Genomic DNA, 20,073 nt, shown 5'->3' with positions numbered 1-20,073 from the left:
CGAGAGAACTTGGGAGGTAAATGATGTCTAAGAAATTATTATCCTTATTAATCGCGTTAACCCTGACGTTGTCCGGAATCCTTCCGGCAGCCTATGCCGGTGAAGTTGCAGCTGAGGCACAGCCGCAAGTTCAGACCGCCCCCGCATCTGCAGCTTCCGGCGCTTCGTCTACGGTTACCGCAGAAGTCTATCAACCGGCTGCACCTACAGTATCCACAGAAGTCTACCAAGCCTCGATGACCGAGGCCAGAACACTGCCTATTACACTGGCCCTTCCTGAGGGTGTAACAGCAGACCAGCTTACCTGGAACTTTGGCAGAACGGCGGAAGAGATGAAGCCGCTGGCACAGTGGAAAAAATGGAACAATGCTTCCAGTGTTAGAGCGTATACAGGAGATCCCTTCATAAAAGTAAGCTATGAGCCTGCTTCACCTTCTACGGTAACGGCTCTGGTATACTTCGATATGCCTTTCGGCGTCAATCTGTCGATTAGCGGCATCCGCGCCGAATATGTGAAGCTTGCAGGTACATACAACCTGACGGCAACCGCTCCTGACAGTCATGTGCTGGTACAGCAGCAAGTGAAGCTGAACCCTTATGATACCTATCATACATATGATGAGATCAAACCGGCGATTGATAGAATCACCGCTGACAGCAACAATAAATACGGCCGTTATGTGGAGTATCAGCAGATCGGAACGTCCACGCAAGGACGGGCGATCCACTTCTCCATCGTAGCCAAGGACAAAGCGTCCGTAGACCAATATTTGAACGAAACGCTGCCGCTGATGAACAATGACCCTGCTGCATTGCAGGAGATGATCAAAAACGGCCAGCTGCAAAATTATAAAGTGCCGATCTGGCTGAACAACATCCATGCGGATGAAGCCAATGGTGTAGATGTAATTATTAAGTTTTTGGATACGCTGATGACCCAGAAAATCGTAAACTATGATACCACCGACGCCAAAGGCAATGTTGTTCCGGTGGCACTGGATATCGACAAGGCGCTGGACAACGTGATTTTCCTGCTTGATTATGTGGAGAACCCGGATGGCCGTGCGCTCAACACGCGTGCAACTTCAACGCTGCTAGACCCGAACCGCGACAACTCCTACCAGACACAACCGGAGACTCAGGCAGTTACAGCGCAAATCGCCAAATGGACACCGCTGAGCTTCCTGGATATGCACGGTTTCGTGAGCGGCTTCCTGATTGAGCCCTGCACACCGCCGCATGATCCGAACATCGAATACGATCTGGTTCTGGACAATATGCTTGAACAGGCTACAGCTATGGGGAATGCCGGAATCGCTAATACCAAATACAATGCGTACCATATTCCTTATCTGGAAGCCGAGAAGCTGAAAAATGATCCGAATTATAGCAATCCTTACGGCAATGCGACCGGATGGGATGATGCTTCGCCGGCTTACACCGCAGTTTATGCGATGCACCAAGGGGCGCTTGGACACACCATTGAGGTGCCGGAGCTGAACGAGGATTCTCTGGATGCTTTCTACTATGCAGCACTGGCTGCTACCCATTATGTGCAGAATAACAAAGAAAAGCTGTTCCTGAACCAGCTGGAAATCTTCAAACGCGGCATGAACAATGAAGACCACAAAGAGGTCGACAAGTATTTGGTAAATGCGAAATATGAATCCATCGGCCGTAAGCGTGCAACGGAAGCAACGAACTTTTTCCCTGAATATTATGTGCTTCCAGTAGCCAAGGATCTGCAAAAGAACGAACTGGAAACGTACAAAATGGTGCAATACCTGCTTCGCAACGGAGTGAAGGTAGAGCAGACTACTACGCCAGTAACTGTAGATGGAGTCACTTATCCGTCAGGAACCTATGTAGTGAACATGCATCAGGCCAAACGCGGCTACGCCAACCTGGTTCTGTATGACGGGCTGGACGTATCCGACTTCAATGAAATGTATTCCGACACTGTGCAGAATTTTGCCGACATGCGCGGATTTGACCGGTACATCAGCCGTACAGCCGGCGCATTCACCGGCAAGACCCGGCAAGTCAGCAGCATCGCCATTCCAACGACAGATCTGAATCAATACCGGTTTGAGCAAAATTATGTCATCCGCAACAGCAACAATGATGCGATCAAAGCGGTTAACGAATTGCTTGCGAACAAAAAAGCGGTAACCCTGCTCTCGAACGGCGGACCCGGCTATGAAAAGGGCAGCTTCCTGGTCTCCAGATCGAACCTGAAAACTGTAGCGTCCAAATATCTCTTGGACCTTGTGCCGTTCAGCGCATCAGCGGACAAGACAGGCAAGCTGCTCAAGCCGGCGAACGTAGGCATTGCCGGAGCACCTTCATTCATCCTGGCTGATCTTGGATTCAAGGTGACTACCGATACGGCTGCGGCTGATGTGCTGGTCAATGCGGGCACCAGCCTGATTGCCGGCGGTAAACCGTTCATCGGATATGGGCGTACGATGCTGGGCAGTATTAAATCCCTGAAAATTTTGCCGGGCCTGGATTACTCCAATCCGGTCAACAAATCTAATAACCCGTCAGCACATGAGGGCTTGTTCAAAGCAACCGTCTCACAGGACAGCGTAATTACAGCTCCTTATGCAGACAACGAATACCTGTATACCGTATCCGCCGCTTATATCACAGCTGTGCCGGAAGGTGCTGAAGTACTGGCGAAATACGGAACAGGCGAAGATTTCTTCAAAGCAGGCTGGTGGCCAAACAGCGATACGGCAAAAGGTCAGGTTCTGGCCCTGAATTACCAGAAGGATAACGTCCATGTAACCTTGTTCGCAAACGATCTGCTGAACAAATATCATCCGCAGAACCAGTTCAGATTGCTGGCGAATGCGATCTATGCATCGTCTCCGGCAGCTACGGAAGCAGACGGCATGGATAACGGTGCACTTGAGCCTGAACCGGCTTCACCGTCGAATCCGGGTTCAGGTGCACCTGCTGCAACCGCAACACCAGCGCCAACCGCAACACCGGCACCAACCGGAGCTCCGGCTGCACCGCAGCCAACCGCAACAGCTGCACCAGCTCCGGGGGTCCACTTCACAGACCTGGGCAGAGTAGCATGGGCAGTATCTGCTATCGAAGAATTGACGGCGAAAGGTATCCTTAACGGCGTTGGCGGCAATGCGTTCGCACCGCTCAAAGAGGTAACCCGTGCCGAATTCATCACGATGATTGTCCGTGCCTTTGACCTTCAGACAGAGAATGCTTCGGCAACTTTTAGTGACGTATCTGCTGCGGATTGGTCCTACAGCTATATTGCTGCCGGTGTCAGCAATGGCCTGATCAACGGTGTAGGCAACGGGAAGTTCGAGCCGAAACGCTCCATCACGCGGGAAGAGATGGCGATCATCGCCGCGAACGCACTGACGAGGTTCAAAGGCAAATCGGTTACCAATGCCGATGCTGCGCTTGCGAACTTCAAAGACAAATCGAGCATTGCCTCCTACGGTAAAAACGCAGTAGCGCTGCTTACCCAGGAAGGCATTGTGAAAGGCATGACCGTTAGCACCTTTGCGCCAAAAGGTATTGCCAACCGTGCGCAAGCCGCTGTCATTATCAGCAATATCATCAACCTGCAATAATCCGAATGGATTATTGGCAGTGAACGTGAACAGGGATGCCCCCAGCCGTAAAGGCTGGGAGGCATCCCTGTTTGCTGTAGAGCCGGGTTCAAGCTACAACAGCCCGGCCAGTTTTCTTAACACAATATCTTCGGTCGGACGAATCCTGATCCACACTTGGTCCCTATAAAAACATGACAATTTTCGACATTTTAGTGCGATATGACTATTTATTGATAAATTATGATAATTATTGGAGGATATCCACTGCTTTCGACGAATTAATATCAGCAGTTTATTATTTTCAACAAATCCATTTATAGACTTTATTCATTCAGATGATCCTCTCTATCCTGAAAGGAGTCGGCTATGAACTGGTACATTTTTTTTGTGAAGACAGGCGATGAACTTTGTGTAAAAGACTGGTTGAACAACACTTTTGACAGAGAAACACTGTATTCTATCGTCCCAAAGAGAATAGTTCCCGAAAAAAAGAATGGAAAGCTTCTATACGTGGAAAAAAATTTGTTTCCAAGCTACATTTTCGTAAAAACAGTCATGGATTTCTCCACTTACTATCTGATCAAAAGGAATTCCAAAATCATCAAGATGCTAAACTATCTGAACAAAGAAGATTTAACCTGCCACAGAACAATTGCCGCACACAATAAACAGTCTGCTGTGACTACAGTAGATAAAGAGGAGCTTTACTTCAAAAAGATTCCCGAGGAAGAAATGTCGATTATTTTAAAGCTTTTGAATCAGGAGGAAGAGATTAACTTCTCCAAGGTCTACACCATCGAATCCAAGGTCTATGTGGAGTCCGGACCGTTAAAGGGACTGGAAGGCATTATCAAAAAAATTAACAAGCATACACGCCGGGCGAAAGTCCTGGTATCGCTCATGGGAGATCAGCGTATCATCGAACTCGGTATTGAACTCATAGAACCTGTTGGCAGCAGAGAATTAATCATGTAATCTTTGGATGAAGCAGATACTGCCTTTCTCTATGCGCTCAGGCGAACGCCGGAAGGCTACCCTTAAGGGAGGTTCAACCGTGTTACAGATCTATGCAGTCGCTATATCCCATTTCCCAAATACTCAGCTTATCCCCCTGCTCTCCTGTGTATCCAGAGAAAAAAGTGAAAAGCTATCCAGGTTTCATCACCAGGAAGATCTGATTCGGGGGCTGATTGGGGACCTGCTTGTCCGAAAAATGATTTCGGAAACATTTGCTGTGCCGGTAAAGAGGATTGTTTTTGGTACGAATTCATACGGCAAGCCCTATTTGGCTATACCTGACAACAGCAGCTTTCATTATAATGTATCGCACTCTGGAGACTGGGTGGTCTGTGCCATAGATGACTGTCCAGTCGGGATTGATATTGAAAAAATACAGCCTGTTCAACTTGAGATTTCCAGACGTTTTTTTGCCCGGGAGGAAGTTGAATTTATCGAGAAGGCCCCCTCTGATGAACAAAGGCAAGAACGGTTTTTTGCGGTTTGGACGGCAAAAGAAAGCTATATCAAGGCGATCGGCCAAGGCCTCTCCCATTCCTTGAACAATTTTTCAACAGTTCGGGAAGGAAATGTCGAAGGCTGGCGGGTATTTGATCATTGGAACTGGTATTTGAAGGCATATAACCTTGATGACAGGTACGCTCTTGCTGTTTGCGGACAGAAGTCCCAGGTTTGTGAGACGGTCAGGGTGATTTCCCCCGATGACATTATCCGGTACGTTCTGGGCGATCCCCGGCAGCAAAATATCCATTAGAACTGCCGGACGTTACGTGAATAACAGGCTCCGTCGAATGATGACGGAGCCTGTTCACTGTCATCTGGGCTAAACCCTGCTGGAAGCAACGCCAAGGTCTGGATTCCGCTCTTTTTTATACTCTTCCTGCAATAATCCATAGATCTCCACATCAACGATGCCTTTACCGGACCATAACGTGGCCTGCCTTAATGTTCCTTCATACTTGAAGCCGTTTTTCAATAATACGCGTTTGGAAACATCATTTGCCGGCATCACTTCGGCTTGAATTCTGTTCACTTCCACTTCCTGAAACAGGAAACGGACAACGCGGCTGACTGCCTCTGAAGCAAGCCCTTTTCCCCAATGCGCTTCCGCTAAAAAATAGCCGATGGTTATCATATCTACTTTTTGATTAAAATCAAAAGCTTCTATGATCCCAACCAGTGTATCCTTGTCGTTATTGGCAAAGATCCCCCACTTCAATCTCGATTTTTTATGAAAATCTCTTTCAAAGTGTCCAATCATCGTTGCCACGGTAGCTTTATTATGTTTGGGTATAATACCGCAATACTCAAAAACCGTATCATTGTTATAAATGCCAAACACCTCTTCAAGGTGACACTCTTCAATCTTTTGGAGTGTTAAATGCTCAGACACAAGCACTGGAAATTGGCTGAATAAATGGTGTGTATTCACTGCTGTCCCCTTTCATGTTGACGGAAGCACGCTCTGTCTTTTCAATAAATCTCCCAGACCGGTTTCCAGATTACTGGTAATCACCTGTATAATTTCTATAAAGCCGCTAATTAGCTCACCGATAGTTTCTTCTGAAAACAACGATTCAAAATAGGTTATTTCTAGCCCCAGGCTGCTGTTCTCCTGCACTACAATGAAGTGAAGATCGAATTTGCCCGGGACACTGTCGTGCCCGAACGGAACCATGTCAATTGCGTCAATTTGTTCTGCTGCCTCCATTTCGGCAAATTGAAACATTACATTGAATAAGGGCCGTCCCTGGAGATAGTGGGAACCATTCAGTTTCTCCACCAGACTGTCAAGCGGATAATCCTGATTTTCATAGGCTTCAATCAGCTTTTCTTTCACCTGATGCAAATATTCCTGAAACGACAGCTTGCGACAGGCAAAAAAGCGGACCGCCAGTGTATTGACCAACATCCCGACGATGTTGTCCAAGCCCTCATGATGTCTTCCCGATGTTGGCATGCCTACGATGATATCCTCGCAATCCGACAGCTTCGACAGTAAAGCGGTGAACGCAGCCATCAGCACCATAAACAGCGTTGATTCTGTTGTTTGTGCCAGACGGTGTAGTGCACAGGAGGTTTGTTCATCCATGGCAAAATAGGCGGTCCGGGAAGGATCTTCCCCTGCCCGGTGTTCCGTCCGGCGGCCAGCCCATGGAAGCGCGGGGACAGGCTCATGGAATACTCCAAGCCAGTACTCCTCCTGTCTGTTCCATTGCTCGGTGCCCGCCAGTTGACTCTGCCTTATCGCATAGTCTTTATATTGGAGCTTCAGGACCTCCAATTCTTTGTTCTCATACAGAGCCGCCAGGTCCCTCAGCAGAATGCTTACAGACATACCGTCTGTTATGATGTGATGCATATCGATAATCAGTACGGTTTCTTCCCGGTCTGTAAGGCGTATGAGTGCGGTCCGGAAAAGAGGCGGCTTATCGAGACGGAACGGTCTGACAAAGTCCTGGATCAGGAGTACCGTTTCTGTTTCGCTTAGCTCATATACCGGAAAAGCAAAAGAAACGGCAGGATGGACCTTTTGTCTCAGCATGCCGCTGTCCGCGTCCAGCTCGAAGGTGGTCCGCAGCGATTCATGCCGGTTGACCAGCTTCTTCAGGGCCTCTCCAAGCCGCCCGGCGTCAAGCATACCCTTAATTCTGCGGATGACAGGAACATTGTAAGCCGTGCCTCTTCCCGATAGCTTATCCGCCATAAATATACTTTTTTGCGCCGGGGAAGCCGGGTAATAAGTTCCCTGCTTGCGTTCTGCTCCCGACAGCATATCGATCTCGGACAAACGCTGGTCCAGGTTACCGGACATATGCTCCACGATGTTCATATAATGGTGAAGGAACCGCTCCATCGTGTCTCTGCGGAACAATTTCGTGCAGTACTCCAGGCTAAGTTGAAGGCTGCCGTCTTTTTTTCGGCGGCCTCCAGCGTAAGATCAAATTTGGCAATGCCGTTATTGACCGGGTAAGCCGTCATCTGCACGTTTTTGATATCCGGGGTATACCCCTCCATATTCTGCAGGACAAACATGGTGTCAAACAATGGATTCCGGCTGAAATCCCGGGGCAGCTGCAGCTGCTCAATCAATTGTTCAAACGAGAATTCCTGATGCTCATAGGCTTTCAGACAGCTCTCCTTCACTTCGGCCAGGAAGCTCCGCACGGTTTTGTCCCGCTGCGGGAAGTTCCGCAGCGCCACAGTGTTGACGAACATCCCCACTACAGGTTCAAGCTCCGCATGCCTTCTTCCTGCAAACGGCGAACCCACGATGATGTCCCCTTGCCCCGTATATTTGTGCAGCAGCACATCATATGCGGCCAGCAGCACGATGAACAAGGTCGTGTCCGTGGCCTCCGCGAGCCGCTTCACCTCTCCGGTCCGCTCTGCGTCCAGCCGGGCGTGTAGCTTATCCCCTTCGAAGCTCTGCACCACGGGCCGGGGATAATCCGGCGTCAGGTCCAGCACCGGCAGTTCTCCTTGGAACAGCTCCAGCCAATACTGTCCCTGCTCCCGCACCGTCCCGCTCTGCCCGGATTGCCAGCTGGCATAATCCTTGTACTGCATCCGCAGCGGTTCCAGCACCGCCCCTTCATAGAGCGCCGTGAACTCCTTCAGCACGATATCCTGGGACACGCCGTCGGTGATCATGTGATGCATGTCCAGCAGCAGGAGATACTCCTCGCGGCCTGTCCTCACCACCTTGACGCGGAACAGCGGGCCTGTCCGCAGTTCAAACGGACGGACAAACGGCCCGATCAGGGAACGGTGATCCCCGCCGGGCACGTCCTCATACTCGAAAAATCCCCTGGCCCGGGGCCGCACGTGCTGGACCACAGTATCGCCGATCATTTCGAAGCAGGTCCGCAGCGATTCATGCCGCTGGCTGACCGCCGCAAACGCCGCCTCGCAGCGGACCGGGTCAAACGGTCCCTGCACCTGCGCGGCCCAGGTGACATTGTAGGCGGTGCCGATCGCCTCGAATTGCTGCAGGACGTACAGCCGCTCCTGCTGCGACGAGAGGCGGTAATACGCCTGCTGCGGGTCTGCCCGCGGGATGGACATGAAGCGCTGCTTCGGCGCTTCCCGGATTCCCCGGCAAGCTGCCGGACCGTCGGCGACCGGAACAGCTTCTGAATCGGGAGGCTGACCCCGAACGCCTTCTTGATGCGGGCAAGCAGCGCAATCGCCTTCAGGGAGTGGCCGCCCAGGCGGAAGAAGTTATCCTCCGGGCCGATCCCCCCACGCCCAGCACCTCCTGCCAGAGCATGGCCAACTGCTGCTCGATCTCGTCCGTGAGTGCGGCATCGTCCCCGTCTGCACCGGTTCTCCCGACCGGTTCCGGCAATGCCCGGCGGTCTATCTTTCCGTTGGGCGTCAGCGGCATGGCCTCCAGCAGCACCACGTGCTGCGGAACCATATAGGCGGGCAGCTGCTCTTCCAGCTCCCCGCGCACCTGCTCTGCGGTGGTGCCGGGTGCTGCCACCACATAGGCGCACAGTGTGGTGTCCCCCGCCGCATCCTGCCCGGCGGTTACCACCGCTTCATGTACCCGGGGGCTGTCCAGCAGCTTCCGCTCAATCTCCTCAATCTCTATGCGGAACCCCCGCACCTTCACCTGGTGGTCCACCCGGCCGATGAACACCACATTGCCGTCCGGCCGCCGCTTCACGATATCCCCTGTCCGGTACACCGTCTCTTCCGGCAGGTCGCCACTGTGCACGAAGCGTTCCTTCGTCAACTCCGGCGCATGATAGTAGCCGCGTCCTACGCCGGCTCCCCCGATGCACAGCTCCCCTTCCACGCCTTCAGGGACAAGCTTCAGTTCTGAGTCCACCACATACAGCCGCACGTTGTCAATCGGTGTGCCGATGGGCAGCTCATCCCCGCCTGTCCAGTCTTTAGCCCGCAGGCGGTAATAGGAAGCGATATCCGTACACTCGGTCGGGCCGTAGGTGTTAATGATTTCCGCCCGGCACTGCCCGCTGCGCAGCCAGGGTCCCAGCTTGGTCATATGGATCGGTTCTCCGCCGAGAAACACTGCGCGCAGGCTGCTCAGTTGGCGGTAACCGCCGTCTGCCGCGCACTCCACCAGCGGGTAGAATGCGCTGGGCGTGCAGTTAATCACCGTGATGCCTTCCCGTTCGATGGTCTCCGCCATGTGCTCATAATCGTACAGGCCCGGCTCGAACAGCACCAGCCGGCCACCGGCCACCAGTGCCGCATACAGATTTTTCTGCGCCAGATCGAAGCTGGCTGAGGCAATTTGCAGGATGCGGTCCTTCGCGGTGAAGGCAAACTCCCGTGTGTACCAGTGGAGCAGATTAACAAACGAATGCGAACGGATCATGGCCCCCTTCGGATTCCCTGTCGAGCCTGACGTATAGAGCACGTACATCAGCCGCTCGGGCCGGTAGGCAAGCGGCAGGTTTCCGTCCGGCAGCTCCACCGCCAGCAGGTCCTCAATGGACACGGCTTCGGTTTCGGTCTTAGCACCAGCTTCGGTCTCCCCTTCGACTTTAGCATCAGCTTCGGCTTCGGCAACTGCCGCACGGTCCCTGAACTTGTGCTGCATAAGCAGCAGCTTGGTACGGGAATGGCGCAGCAAGTAACGGAGACGCTCCGCCGGATAATCGGGATCAACAGGAGTGTAGGCCGCTCCCGCCTTGAGCACCCCAAGCAAAGCCGCCACCAGCTCCAGGGACCGCTCCGCCATGACGGCTACTACGTCCTCTTCCCCGATTCCCCTCGCGTGAAGCGCCTGCGCGATGCGGTTGGACTGCCCGTGAAGCTGCCGGTAGGTCAAATGCTCCGCTCCCAGCGAAACCGCAATCTCCTCCGGGCGCTTCAGGACCTGTTCCTCCAGCAGCATGGCGATGCTCTTTTCGTAAGGATAGGGAACCGCTGTACCGTTCCATTCATGAACCAGCCGCTTGCGTTCTGCTTCCGACAGCATATCGATCTCCGACAGCTCCCGGTCCAGGTTACCGGTCATATGTTCCACGATATTCATATAATGGTGAAGGAACCGCTCCATCGTGTCTCTGCGGAACAATTTCGTGCAGTACTCCAGGTTCAAGCGAAGGCTGCCGTCTCCGCTTTCAGCGGCTTCCAGCGTAAGATCAAATTTGGCAATGCCGTTATTGACCGGGTAAGCCGTCATCTGCACGTTTTTGATATCCGGGGTATACCCTTCCATATTCTGCAGGACAAACATGGTGTCAAACAATGGATTCCGGCTGAAATCCCGGGGCAGCTGCAGCTGCTCAATCAATTGTTCAAACGAGAATTCCTGATGCTCATAGGCTTTCAGACAGCTCTCCTTCACTTCGGCCAGGAAGCTCCGCACGGTTTTGTCCCGCTGCGGGAAGTTCCGCAGCGCCACAGTGTTGACGAACATCCCCACTACAGGTTCAAGCTCCGCATGCCTTCTTCCTGCAAACGGCGAACCCACGATGATGTCCCCTTGCCCCGTATATTTGTGCAGCAGCACATCATATGCGGCCAGCAGCACGATGAACAAGGTCGTGTCCGTGGCCTCCGCGAGCCGCTTCACCTCTCCGGTCCGCTCTGCGTCCAGCCGGGCGTGTAGCTTATCCCCTTCGAAGCTCTGCACCACGGGCCGGGGATAATCCGGCGTCAGGTCCAGCACCGGCAGTTCTCCTTGGAACAGCTCCAGCCAATACTGTCCCTGCTCCCGCACCGTCCCGCTCTGCCCGGATTGCCAGCTGGCATAATCCTTGTACTGCATCCGCAGCGGTTCCAGCACCGCCCCTTCATAGAGCGCCGTGAACTCCTTCAGCACGATATCCTGGGACACGCCGTCGGTGATCATGTGATGCATGTCCAGCAGCAGGAGATACTCCTCGCGGCCTGTCCTCACCACCTTGACGCGGAACAGCGGGCCTGTCCGCAGTTCAAACGGACGGACAAACGGCCCGATCAGGGAACGGTGATCCCCGCCGGGCACGTCCTCATACTCGAAAAATCCCCTGGCCCGGGGCCGCACGTGCTGGACCACAGTATCGCCGATCATTTCGAAGCAGGTCCGCAGCGATTCATGCCGCTGGCTGACCGCCGCAAACGCCGCCTCGCAGCGGACCGGGTCAAACGGTCCCTGCACCTGCGCGGCCCAGGTGACATTGTAGGCGGTGCCGATCGCCTCGAATTGCTGCAGGACGTACAGCCGCTCCTGCTGCGACGAGAGGCGGTAATACGCCTGCTGCGGGTCTGCCCGCGGGATGGACATGAAGCGCTGCTTCGGCGCTTCCCGGATTCCCCGGCAAGCTGCCGGACCGTCGGCGACCGGAACAGCTTCTGAATCGGGAGGCTGACCCCGAACGCCTTCTTGATGCGGGCAAGCAGCGCAATCGCCTTCAGGGAGTGGCCGCCCAGGCGGAAGAAGTTATCCTCCGGGCCGATCCCCCCACGCCCAGCACCTCCTGCCAGAGCATGGCCAACTGCTGCTCGATCTCGTCCGTGAGTGCGGCATCGTCCCCGTCTGCACCGGTTCTCCCGACCGGTTCCGGCAATGCCCGGCGGTCTATCTTTCCGTTGGGCGTCAGCGGCATGGCCTCCAGCAGCACCACGTGCTGCGGAACCATATAGGCGGGCAGCTGCTCTTCCAGCTCCCCGCGCACCTGCTCTGCGGTGGTGCCGGGTGCTGCCACCACATAGGCGCACAGTGTGGTGTCCCCCGCCGCATCCTGCCCGGCGGTTACCACCGCTTCATGTACCCGGGGGCTGTCCAGCAGCTTCCGCTCAATCTCCTCAATCTCTATGCGGAACCCCCGCACCTTCACCTGGTGGTCCACCCGGCCGATGAACACCACATTGCCGTCCGGCCGCCGCTTCACGATATCCCCTGTCCGGTACACCGTCTCTTCCGGCAGGTCGCCACTGTGCACGAAGCGTTCCTTCGTCAACTCCGGCGCATGATAGTAGCCGCGTCCTACGCCGGCTCCCCCGATGCACAGCTCCCCTTCCACGCCTTCAGGGACAAGCTTCAGTTCTGAGTCCACCACATACAGCCGCACGTTGTCAATCGGTTTGCCGATGGGCAGCTCATCCCCGCCCGTCCAGTCTTCAGCCTGCAGCCGGTAATAGGAAGCGATATCCGTACACTCGGTCGGGCCGTAGGTGTTAATGATTTCTGCCCGGCACTGCCCGCTGCGCAACCAGGGTCCCAGCTTGGTCATATGGATCGGTTCTCCGCCGAGAAACACTGCGCGCAGGCTGCTCAGTTGGCGGTAACCGCCGTCTGCCGCGCACTCCACCAGCGGGTAGAATGCGCTGGGCGTGCAGTTAATCACCGTAATGCCTTCCCGTTCGATGGTCTCCGCCATGCGCTCGTAATCGTACAGGCCCGGCTCGAACAGCACCAGCCGTCCACCGGCCACCAGCGCTGCATACAGATTTTTCTGCGCCAGATCGAAGCTGGCTGAGGCAATTTGCAGGATGCGGTCCTTCGCGGTGAAGGCGAACTCCCGCGTGTACCAGTGGAGCAGATTGACAAACGAATGCGAACGGATCATGGCCCCCTTCGGATTCCCTGTCGAGCCTGACGTATAGAGCACGTACATCAGCCGCTCGGGCCGGTAGGCAAGCGGCAGGTTTCCGTCCGGCAGCTCCGCCGCCAGCAGGTCCTCAATGGACACGGCTTCGGTTTCGGCTTCGGTTGCGGTTTCAGCCTTAGCACCAGCTTCGGCTTCGGCTTCAGTTTTCGCATCAGCTTCGGCTTCGGCAACTGCCGCACGGTCCCTGAACTTGTGCTGCATAAGCAGCAGCTTCGCATGGGAATGGCGCAGCAAGTAACGGAGCCGCTCCGCCGGATAATCGGGATCAACGGGAGTGTAGGCCGCTCCCGCCTTGAGCACCCCAAGCAAAGCCGCCACCAGCTCCAGGGACCGCTCCGCCATGACGGCTACTACGTCCTCTTCCCCGATTCCCCTCGCGTGAAGCGCCTGCGCGATGCGGTTGGACTGCCCGTGAAGCTGCCGGTAGGTCAAATGCTCCGCTCCCAGCGAAACCGCAATCTCCTCCGGGCGCTTCAGAACCTGTTCCTCCAGCAGCATGGCGATGCTCTTTTCGTAAGGATAGGGAACCGCTGTACCGTTCCATTCATGAACCAGCCGCTTGCGTTCTGCTTCCGACAGCATATCGATCTCCGACAGCTCCCGGTCCAGGTTACCGGTCATATGTTCCACTATATTCACGTAGTGGTGAAGGAACCGCTCCATCGAACCTTGCGAGAACAGGGCTGTATCATACTCCAGTTTCAGTAGAATTCCATCTTCTGTACTTTCGGGCATCAATGCAAAATCATATTTATCCAAACCGGTTTCGGCATCACCCGTCTGGAATAAGGCATCGAACAGGGGGTTTCTGCTTGGATCACGGTCAAGTTCCAGCTTCTTCACCACTTCGGCATAAGGGGTGTGCCGGGGATTACTGGCTTCCGCACAAATAGCTTGAATACGATTTACATACTCCCGCCAAGTTGCAGCCCAATTCACTTGCCCCGCCAGAACGGTGAGGCCTGCGCCCCCTTCCCAGCCGGACTGCTGAACCGGACCGCAAGCCCATCCGACATAGACGGTATCCTGTCCTGTATATTTAGAGAGCAGCAAGATGTAACATGCAAGCAGCGCGGTCCCGGCAGATACCGCTTCGCTTTCCGCTAAGCGCTCCAGCCTGTACGCAAGCTCCCCGCTTGTCCGGAGCATGACAACCTCTCCTGCAAAGCTTCTGGCAGCCGGACGGACATAATCCAATGGCATATTTAACGCATGCATGCCGTTGCCTATAAGGTTATTCCAGTATTCGCCAATTTGCCCGTCACACGCCGGCTGCCCGGGCTGCACTTGCAAAGGTTCCTCTGTATGGCCGACACCTGAAGGCTCCTGTTTCATGATTCGCTCTCCTTTGGCGGTAAAATAGGCATACGCTTTGCCGCTACTCTGTATCCTGAACACCTACGGTTTCAAAGACTTCAGCTAAACCGGCAAGATCCGGTTCCCTGAAGACAGAATAATGATCGCCTTCAACTTCCCGGAAGATGACGGGACGGTAAAAAAATGCGTTCCAACCGTTCGCTTCGACCCCTCTTGATTCTGCCGCCTTAATCAAATACGCCTGTGCGAATACCTTTCGCGCCGGATTGTAATGAACATAGGCATTCTGCAGGTCGAGAAACAGATTCACATAATGGTAGAAGTCGTTTGTGTTGCGCTGCGCATACGCTGGAATTGCCCGCATAATGTCCACGGGGACCAGCGCTTCCAGTGCCTCATAGCCAAGGCCGCTTTCTTCCATGTGCCGGGCAAGCTTCTTGTATAAACCGTATAATGTGGTTTCATCCCTCAGCCCGGTTATCCATTCAAAAGCAGGCAGTGCCCCCTCCAGCTGCCGCCTGAAGCTTTCAATTTCTGCCTCATCGGGTGTCTGCAGATGCTTATGCATTCCCGGGTGGGAGGAATCAATCAAGGCGAGCATGTTCACCTCATCGCCTTCAGCTTCAATCTGCTTGGCGGTCTCATAGGCCAGCAGGCCGCCCAAACTCCAGCCGGCCAGCGAGTACGGGCCGTCCTCCTGAATTTTTTTGATTTTGGCAAGATAAGATTTGGCAAGTTCCTCCACAGTGACGCCGTCCCGCCATTGACGGCCGGTGGTCTCCGCCGGAACACCGTAGCAGGTATACTTGTCGCCCAGACGGGCCGCAAGCCCGAAATAAGCGTCGATGCTTCCGCTGATATCGTGAATAAAAAAGAAAAGGAGCCTCCGGCGCCCCCTTATGGATCAGGATCAGATCATGTTCACTGCTTAATGGCGCTTGCGAAACCTCAGTCCGGATGTATGCCGCTATTTCAGCAATCGTCTGTTTCGTATAAACTTCGCTCACCGGCAGATCTATCCCCATCTCTTGACGGATTCTGGCTGCCATCAGGATAATCCGCAGGGAATTGGCTCCAACCGAAAACAGATTGGTACGGACGCCAACCGCTGCGAGATGCAGCACTTCCCGGCAAATTTCTGCCAGCTTAAGCTCGATCTCATCTGCAGGCAGCTCGTCTCCGGCCTGATTGGCTACAATCTCCGGCACCGGCAAAAGCTTCCTGTCGGCTTTTCCGCTGGAATTGAGCGGAATCTTTGGAACCTCCATGATATAATCCGGCACCATCAGCCGCGGAAGCTTTTGGCCGAGATAGCTTCTCAACTCCCCGGAGTCCAGCCCGTGCTTAGGCACATAATACAGGCAAAGCGCCTGATCCCCGGCGCTGATCTCCTTGACGGCTGCAACTGCAGCCTCAACCTCATGCCATTGGAGCGCTGTATTTTCGATTTCCCCCAGCTCGATGCGCACCCCGCGGATTTTTACCTGTTCGTCCATTCTGCCCAGGTACCCGATATTCCCATCCGGCATCCAACGGGCCAAATCGCCTGTCCGGTATATTCGATTGCCTTTGACCCAAGGGTCCTGACAAAATTTGTCCGCTGTCAGACCGGCGCGGTTCACATAACCGCGTGCGACCCCAATTCCGGAAATAAGCAGTTCGCCGGGAACTCCGATGGGCTGCAGCTCATCTTCCCCGTTAACAATGTACAAGCGGATATTGTCAATGGGTTTCCCGATCGGGATGTGGGTATGGGACTCACTTTCCCTGGCGCCTGCGGAGCAATCAAACCACGAGACCTCCACAGTGGCTTCCGTCGGGCCGTATAGATTGATCAGCCTGGTGGTGTTGGCCGGAAAGAGGGTTTGATTGAACAGGTTCACGGTGCCGGGAAGAAGCGTTTCTCCGCTCACGAACAGGTAACGCAGACTGGACAGCCGTTCCCCCTCCGCTGCCATACGCGGCCCCACATAGGACAGAAGGCCGTTCAGCAGTGAGGGGACAAAGTGTACGAGCGTAATCTGTTCACGGGCAATCGTTGCCAAGAGCATTTCAGGGTCCTTTTCCGTGCCGGGCGGCAAAAAACAAAGGCTGGCCCCGTTATAATACCAGCCGAAAAGCTCCCAAACGGAAACATCAAATGTATAGGGTGTCTTTTGGAGGATACAGTCCGCTTCTCCGATCGGAAACTGCCTGTGCATCCAGGCAATCCGGTTGATCACGGAACGATGCTCGACCATGACCCCTTTGGGCGTACCAGTGGAGCCGGAAGTATAGATAATGTATGCCAGATCTCCGGGTCCGCTTCGCGGTGCGGGATTGCTATCGTCTCCCTGGTAGAGCGCCGGATCTTGGATATTGAGCCACCGGCATTCCGGTTTCAGGCCGTCCGGCCTGGTTGCCGAATCAATAAGTACAACTCCTGCCTGACTATCCTCCAATACAAAGGACACCCGATCCGGCGGATAGTCCGGACCTATTGGCAGGTATGCTCCCCTGCCTTCAGAATCGCCAGGAGGCCGACCATCATCTCAAGGGACCGCTCCAGCCATATTCCGACAACCGAACCGGCACCCACCCCATTATCCATAAGCACCCGCGACAATTGGTTGGACCTTTGGTTCAGTTCCCGGTACGTGAGCGAGCGATCCTTATATTTGACCGCAATGCTGTCTCCGGATTTCTCTGCCTGCTGTTCAAAAACCGCCTGCAAGGTTTGCTCCACGGCAAGCTCTGAGGCGGTATCGTTAAATATATGCATAATCTGGTGCAGCTCTTCGTGTGACAGCAGACTGAACCGGCCCACCTTGCGCTCCGGTTCTGACAGGACCGCTTCCAGCAGTCCCATAAAGTGGTCCCCCATTCGCTCTATCGTGCCGGGATCAAACAACTCAAGATTGTATTCCATGTTCAGGCACGCGTCCCCGCCATCGAGCATGTAGAAGCCGCAGGCGATATCCAGCGTATTCCGGGTCTGCACCACATCGTCTTCCCCAGGGATAAGTGATTCTAATATCGATTCCAGCTCTGTATGAAAATTTAATGAGACACGATACAGCGGGTGTTCTGTCCTGGAGACCCCTTTCTGGCGGCAAATCTCTTCCTCTATTTCATTGACATCGCATTCCTGGTGCTCAAGTACGCCGATGAATTGTTTCTTTACCTGTTCCAGATATCCGGAAAAGGTCTGATCCGCAGCCACCTGAAACCGGATGGGTAACGGACGAATAAACACACCGATGCTGTTCTCTAATCCGTTGTACCTGCGAGAGGAGAGTACCCCGAGCGAAATATCGGACTGTGCAGTATATTTAGAGAGAAGCAACCCGTACACGGCGGTCAAAAAAATACTCGGAGTGGCCTGATAACGGGTGGCTGTATTATAGATTTGTTCAATAAGCACGCGCTTCAGACGGATATTCCGGACTCCGTAGGCCGATATCAAACGATTGGAGCGCGGTCGGTCAAACGGTAAATTCAATTGCGGATGTTCACCGGCAAACCTATCCAGCCAGAAGGCCCGTCTTTTTTCATACTCCCCGGTTGCTTCCATCTCCTTTTGCCATAGGCAATAATCGGCATATTGCAGATGGAGCGGCGGCAGCAGTTTTCCCTGCCGGATGCATTCCAGTTCCTGATACACCAGCTTAATGGAATACGCATCAAAGATAATATGATGAAAATGGATAAGCAGCAGACAGCCTTGTTGGGGGACACGAATAAGTCCAATACGAAACAGAGGAAGCTCATGGAGCGAATAGGGCCTGTCGAATTCCCCTACACAATTGCGGATAAATGCCTCCTGCCGTTCTTTCTCCTGAGGCGCTTCCCAGACCCTGACCCGGAACCACTCGGTTTCGTCATGCACCCTTTGCACGACTTCCTCATCTCTGATCTCGAATGTAGTCCGCAGCAACCGGTGCCGCTTAATGATAGTGTAGAAGGCCTGCTCCAGATCGTCCGGGTCAAGGTCATCATCCAGTTTGCGCATATCCATGACATACTGCTCTATACCGCTGGCCGTGGAGAAATACATGTTTTTTTGTGTCCAGGAAACCGGGTAATAGGCTCTTTCCAAGGCAGGTTTAATGACTGAGAGCTTGTCTTTCTCTGAACTGCAAATATAGTCAGCAAGCTCCTTGATCGTCAGGTGTCCAAAAATATTCTCCAGGGAGATTTCGGTATCGAACTCGATTCCAATTCTGACCTCAAGCTCTAAGGCTTTTAATGAATGGCCGCCCACTTCGAAAAAATGATCGTTTATCCCAACCTCATCGATTTGAAGGACTTCTCTCCAAACCGCTTTGAGCTTTTCCTCGATTTCATCCCTAGGGGTCTGGATCGTTCGATGCATAGTCAGAATTCCTCCTTATAGACCGCTTAAATTCTCGCTGCAACACCCGCTTGAATTTCACGGATCGTCTGCGCAATTCCTCTCGTCGCCTCCTCATCCCCCAGCAACGCGCGGTGATGAATCCAAATCACTTCCTCCGCTACCTTCTTGGAGGCCGGGCAATCCAGTTGATTCGGGAAGGAATAGCTGTCGTCCAGGCTGGCGGCGAACTCTTTGAAAATAGGCGTATCGTGGATTTGGGCATAGGCAATATATGCAGGGATTCCTTGCTCATTCAGCATCTCAACAAACCGCTCTCTGCTGATTCCGCCGAATTTCCCCGGATTGTAGTAAAACATGTACATGTAATGTGTATGAAGCGTACATGCTTCCAGGCGGCCCTGCGGGACGATCCCCTCAATAGTTTGGATTTCCTCATTTAGAATCTGCGCATTGCGCTCACGCCGTTGGTTTTGTTCAGCGAGACGCCCTGCCTGCGGAAGCAGGACAGCCGCCTGGAACTCGGAAAGACGGTAATTGGTTCCTTCGACGAGATGCTGATATTTTTTGTCTCCGAAAGGACGGCCTACATTGTGATACAGAAAGGCTTGATCGTACAGCTCCTGGGAATTGGTGATGAGCGCCCCGCCTTCCCCGGCCGTCATCAGCTTGAATTGCTGGAAGCTGAAAACCCCTGCATCCCCGATGCTTCCGGCACGTTTGCCCTTCCATTCCCCGCCGTGCGCATGGCAGGCATCTTCCATGATAAACAGGTTGAACTCGCTGGCAATGTCCAGCAGGCGGTCCATATCGCACAGATGGCCGGCCATATGAACGGGAATGATGCCTACCGTTCTTTCGGTGACGGCTTCCCTTACTTTCTCCGGATCAAGGCAAAAAGTGTCGGGATCAATATCTACGGGAACCGGGATGGCACCAAGACTCATCACCGGCAATGCTGTTGAGATAAACGTAAATGCAGGAACAATGACTTCGTCGCCTTCCTTTACCTTGAAGCTCTTAAGGAGAAGGTCGATAGCGTTGGTACCGTTTGTCACGCCCAGTGCATACTTGGCATTATGCATTTCTGCAAATACCCGTTCAAACTCCTTCACCTTCGTCCCAGTCATGCGCCACCATTGATTGCTGTACAACGCTTCCAGCAGTTCCTTTTCTTCACTTTCAGTGGCCATTGGCCAGTTTGGGAATCGGTTTGTCAGGTTACTCATTGTGA

At 53.7% G+C, this 20,073-nt stretch carries 10 protein-coding genes and 1 pseudogene; 3 read left to right on the top strand and 8 right to left on the bottom strand.

Annotated elements, in window-relative coordinates; translation table 11 throughout:
• Positions 1-23 precede the first annotated feature (23 nt).
• The 3 genes from JI735_RS17110 to JI735_RS17100 all read left to right on the top strand — a co-directional run bounded on the left by JI735_RS17110 (position 24) and on the right by JI735_RS17100 (position 5,364).
• Entirely contained in the window at positions 24-3,611 is a 3,588-nt protein-coding gene (locus tag JI735_RS17110) for a M14 family metallopeptidase (RefSeq protein ID WP_051051572.1), read from the top strand.
• Between the two features lie 348 nt (positions 3,612-3,959).
• On the top strand, positions 3,960-4,568 hold the full coding sequence (gene loaP, locus JI735_RS17105) for an antiterminator LoaP (protein WP_039833665.1): 609 nt from the start codon (positions 3,960-3,962) through the stop codon (positions 4,566-4,568).
• A 7-nt stretch (positions 4,569-4,575) separates the two neighbouring features.
• Positions 4,576-5,364 (top strand): 4'-phosphopantetheinyl transferase family protein, encoded by a 789-nt coding sequence (locus JI735_RS17100; protein ID WP_083886459.1) that lies wholly within the window; start codon positions 4,576-4,578, stop codon positions 5,362-5,364.
• A gap of 69 nt (positions 5,365-5,433) precedes the next feature.
• Here JI735_RS17100 and JI735_RS17095 read toward each other — a convergent pair whose 3' ends face one another.
• The 8 genes and pseudogenes from JI735_RS17095 to JI735_RS17065 all read right to left on the bottom strand — a co-directional run bounded on the left by JI735_RS17095 (position 5,434) and on the right by JI735_RS17065 (position 20,068).
• Positions 5,434-6,042, bottom strand: coding sequence for a GNAT family N-acetyltransferase (locus JI735_RS17095; RefSeq protein ID WP_051051571.1), 609 nt, complete (start codon positions 6,040-6,042; stop codon positions 5,434-5,436).
• A 12-nt stretch (positions 6,043-6,054) separates the two neighbouring features.
• On the bottom strand, positions 6,055-7,485 hold the full coding sequence (locus tag JI735_RS17090; RefSeq protein ID WP_233475922.1) for a condensation domain-containing protein: 1,431 nt from the start codon (positions 7,483-7,485) through the stop codon (positions 6,055-6,057).
• Complete coding sequence (locus JI735_RS17085) at positions 7,440-8,678, bottom strand: condensation domain-containing protein (RefSeq protein ID WP_202676225.1); 1,239 nt, start codon at positions 8,676-8,678, stop codon at positions 7,440-7,442. The genes JI735_RS17090 and JI735_RS17085 overlap by 46 nt, the downstream gene beginning before the upstream one ends.
• Positions 8,679-8,805: 127 nt before the next feature.
• Positions 8,806-11,862 (bottom strand): non-ribosomal peptide synthetase, encoded by a 3,057-nt coding sequence (locus JI735_RS17080; RefSeq protein ID WP_202676224.1) that lies wholly within the window; start codon positions 11,860-11,862, stop codon positions 8,806-8,808.
• 127 nt (positions 11,863-11,989) lie between these two features.
• The gene (locus JI735_RS17075; protein ID WP_202676223.1) at positions 11,990-14,524 is read right to left on the bottom strand and encodes a non-ribosomal peptide synthetase; all 2,535 of its coding nucleotides are present in this window, start codon (positions 14,522-14,524) and stop codon (positions 11,990-11,992) included.
• Positions 14,525-14,567: 43 nt separating this feature from the next.
• Positions 14,568-15,323: a thioesterase domain-containing protein gene (locus JI735_RS35910; protein WP_233476486.1), complete on the bottom strand. Its 756-nt coding sequence runs from the start codon at positions 15,321-15,323 to the stop codon at positions 14,568-14,570.
• A gap of 199 nt (positions 15,324-15,522) precedes the next feature.
• Positions 15,523-18,860, bottom strand: a pseudogene (locus JI735_RS17070) (non-ribosomal peptide synthetase); the annotation flags it as partial.
• 26 nt (positions 18,861-18,886) lie between these two features.
• Complete coding sequence (locus JI735_RS17065; protein ID WP_039837510.1) at positions 18,887-20,068, bottom strand: DegT/DnrJ/EryC1/StrS family aminotransferase; 1,182 nt, start codon at positions 20,066-20,068, stop codon at positions 18,887-18,889.
• Positions 20,069-20,073: the final 5 nt, after the last annotated feature.

This window comes from Paenibacillus sonchi, from assembly GCF_016772475.1.
GTDB classification, from domain to species: domain Bacteria; phylum Bacillota; class Bacilli; order Paenibacillales; family Paenibacillaceae; genus Paenibacillus_AQ; species Paenibacillus_AQ sonchi.
This window is presented reverse-complemented; position numbering and strand designations above follow the sequence as displayed.

What these genes read in the sequence shown, in the direction of transcription:
- JI735_RS17075 (WP_202676223.1), bottom strand. Translation starts at nt 14,524, where the DNA reads ATGAAACAGGAGCCTTCAGGTGTCGGCCATACAGAGGAACCTTTGCAA.
- JI735_RS17085 (WP_202676225.1), bottom strand. Translation starts at nt 8,678, where the DNA reads ATGTCCATCCCGCGGGCAGACCCGCAGCAGGCGTATTACCGCCTCTCG.
- JI735_RS17080 (WP_202676224.1), bottom strand. Translation starts at nt 11,862, where the DNA reads ATGTCCATCCCGCGGGCAGACCCGCAGCAGGCGTATTACCGCCTCTCG.
- JI735_RS17110 (WP_051051572.1), top strand. Translation starts at nt 24, where the DNA reads ATGTCTAAGAAATTATTATCCTTATTAATCGCGTTAACCCTGACGTTG.
- JI735_RS17100 (WP_083886459.1), top strand. Translation starts at nt 4,576, where the DNA reads ATGAAGCAGATACTGCCTTTCTCTATGCGCTCAGGCGAACGCCGGAAG.
- loaP (WP_039833665.1), top strand. Translation starts at nt 3,960, where the DNA reads ATGAACTGGTACATTTTTTTTGTGAAGACAGGCGATGAACTTTGTGTA.
- JI735_RS17065 (WP_039837510.1), bottom strand. Translation starts at nt 20,068, where the DNA reads ATGAGTAACCTGACAAACCGATTCCCAAACTGGCCAATGGCCACTGAA.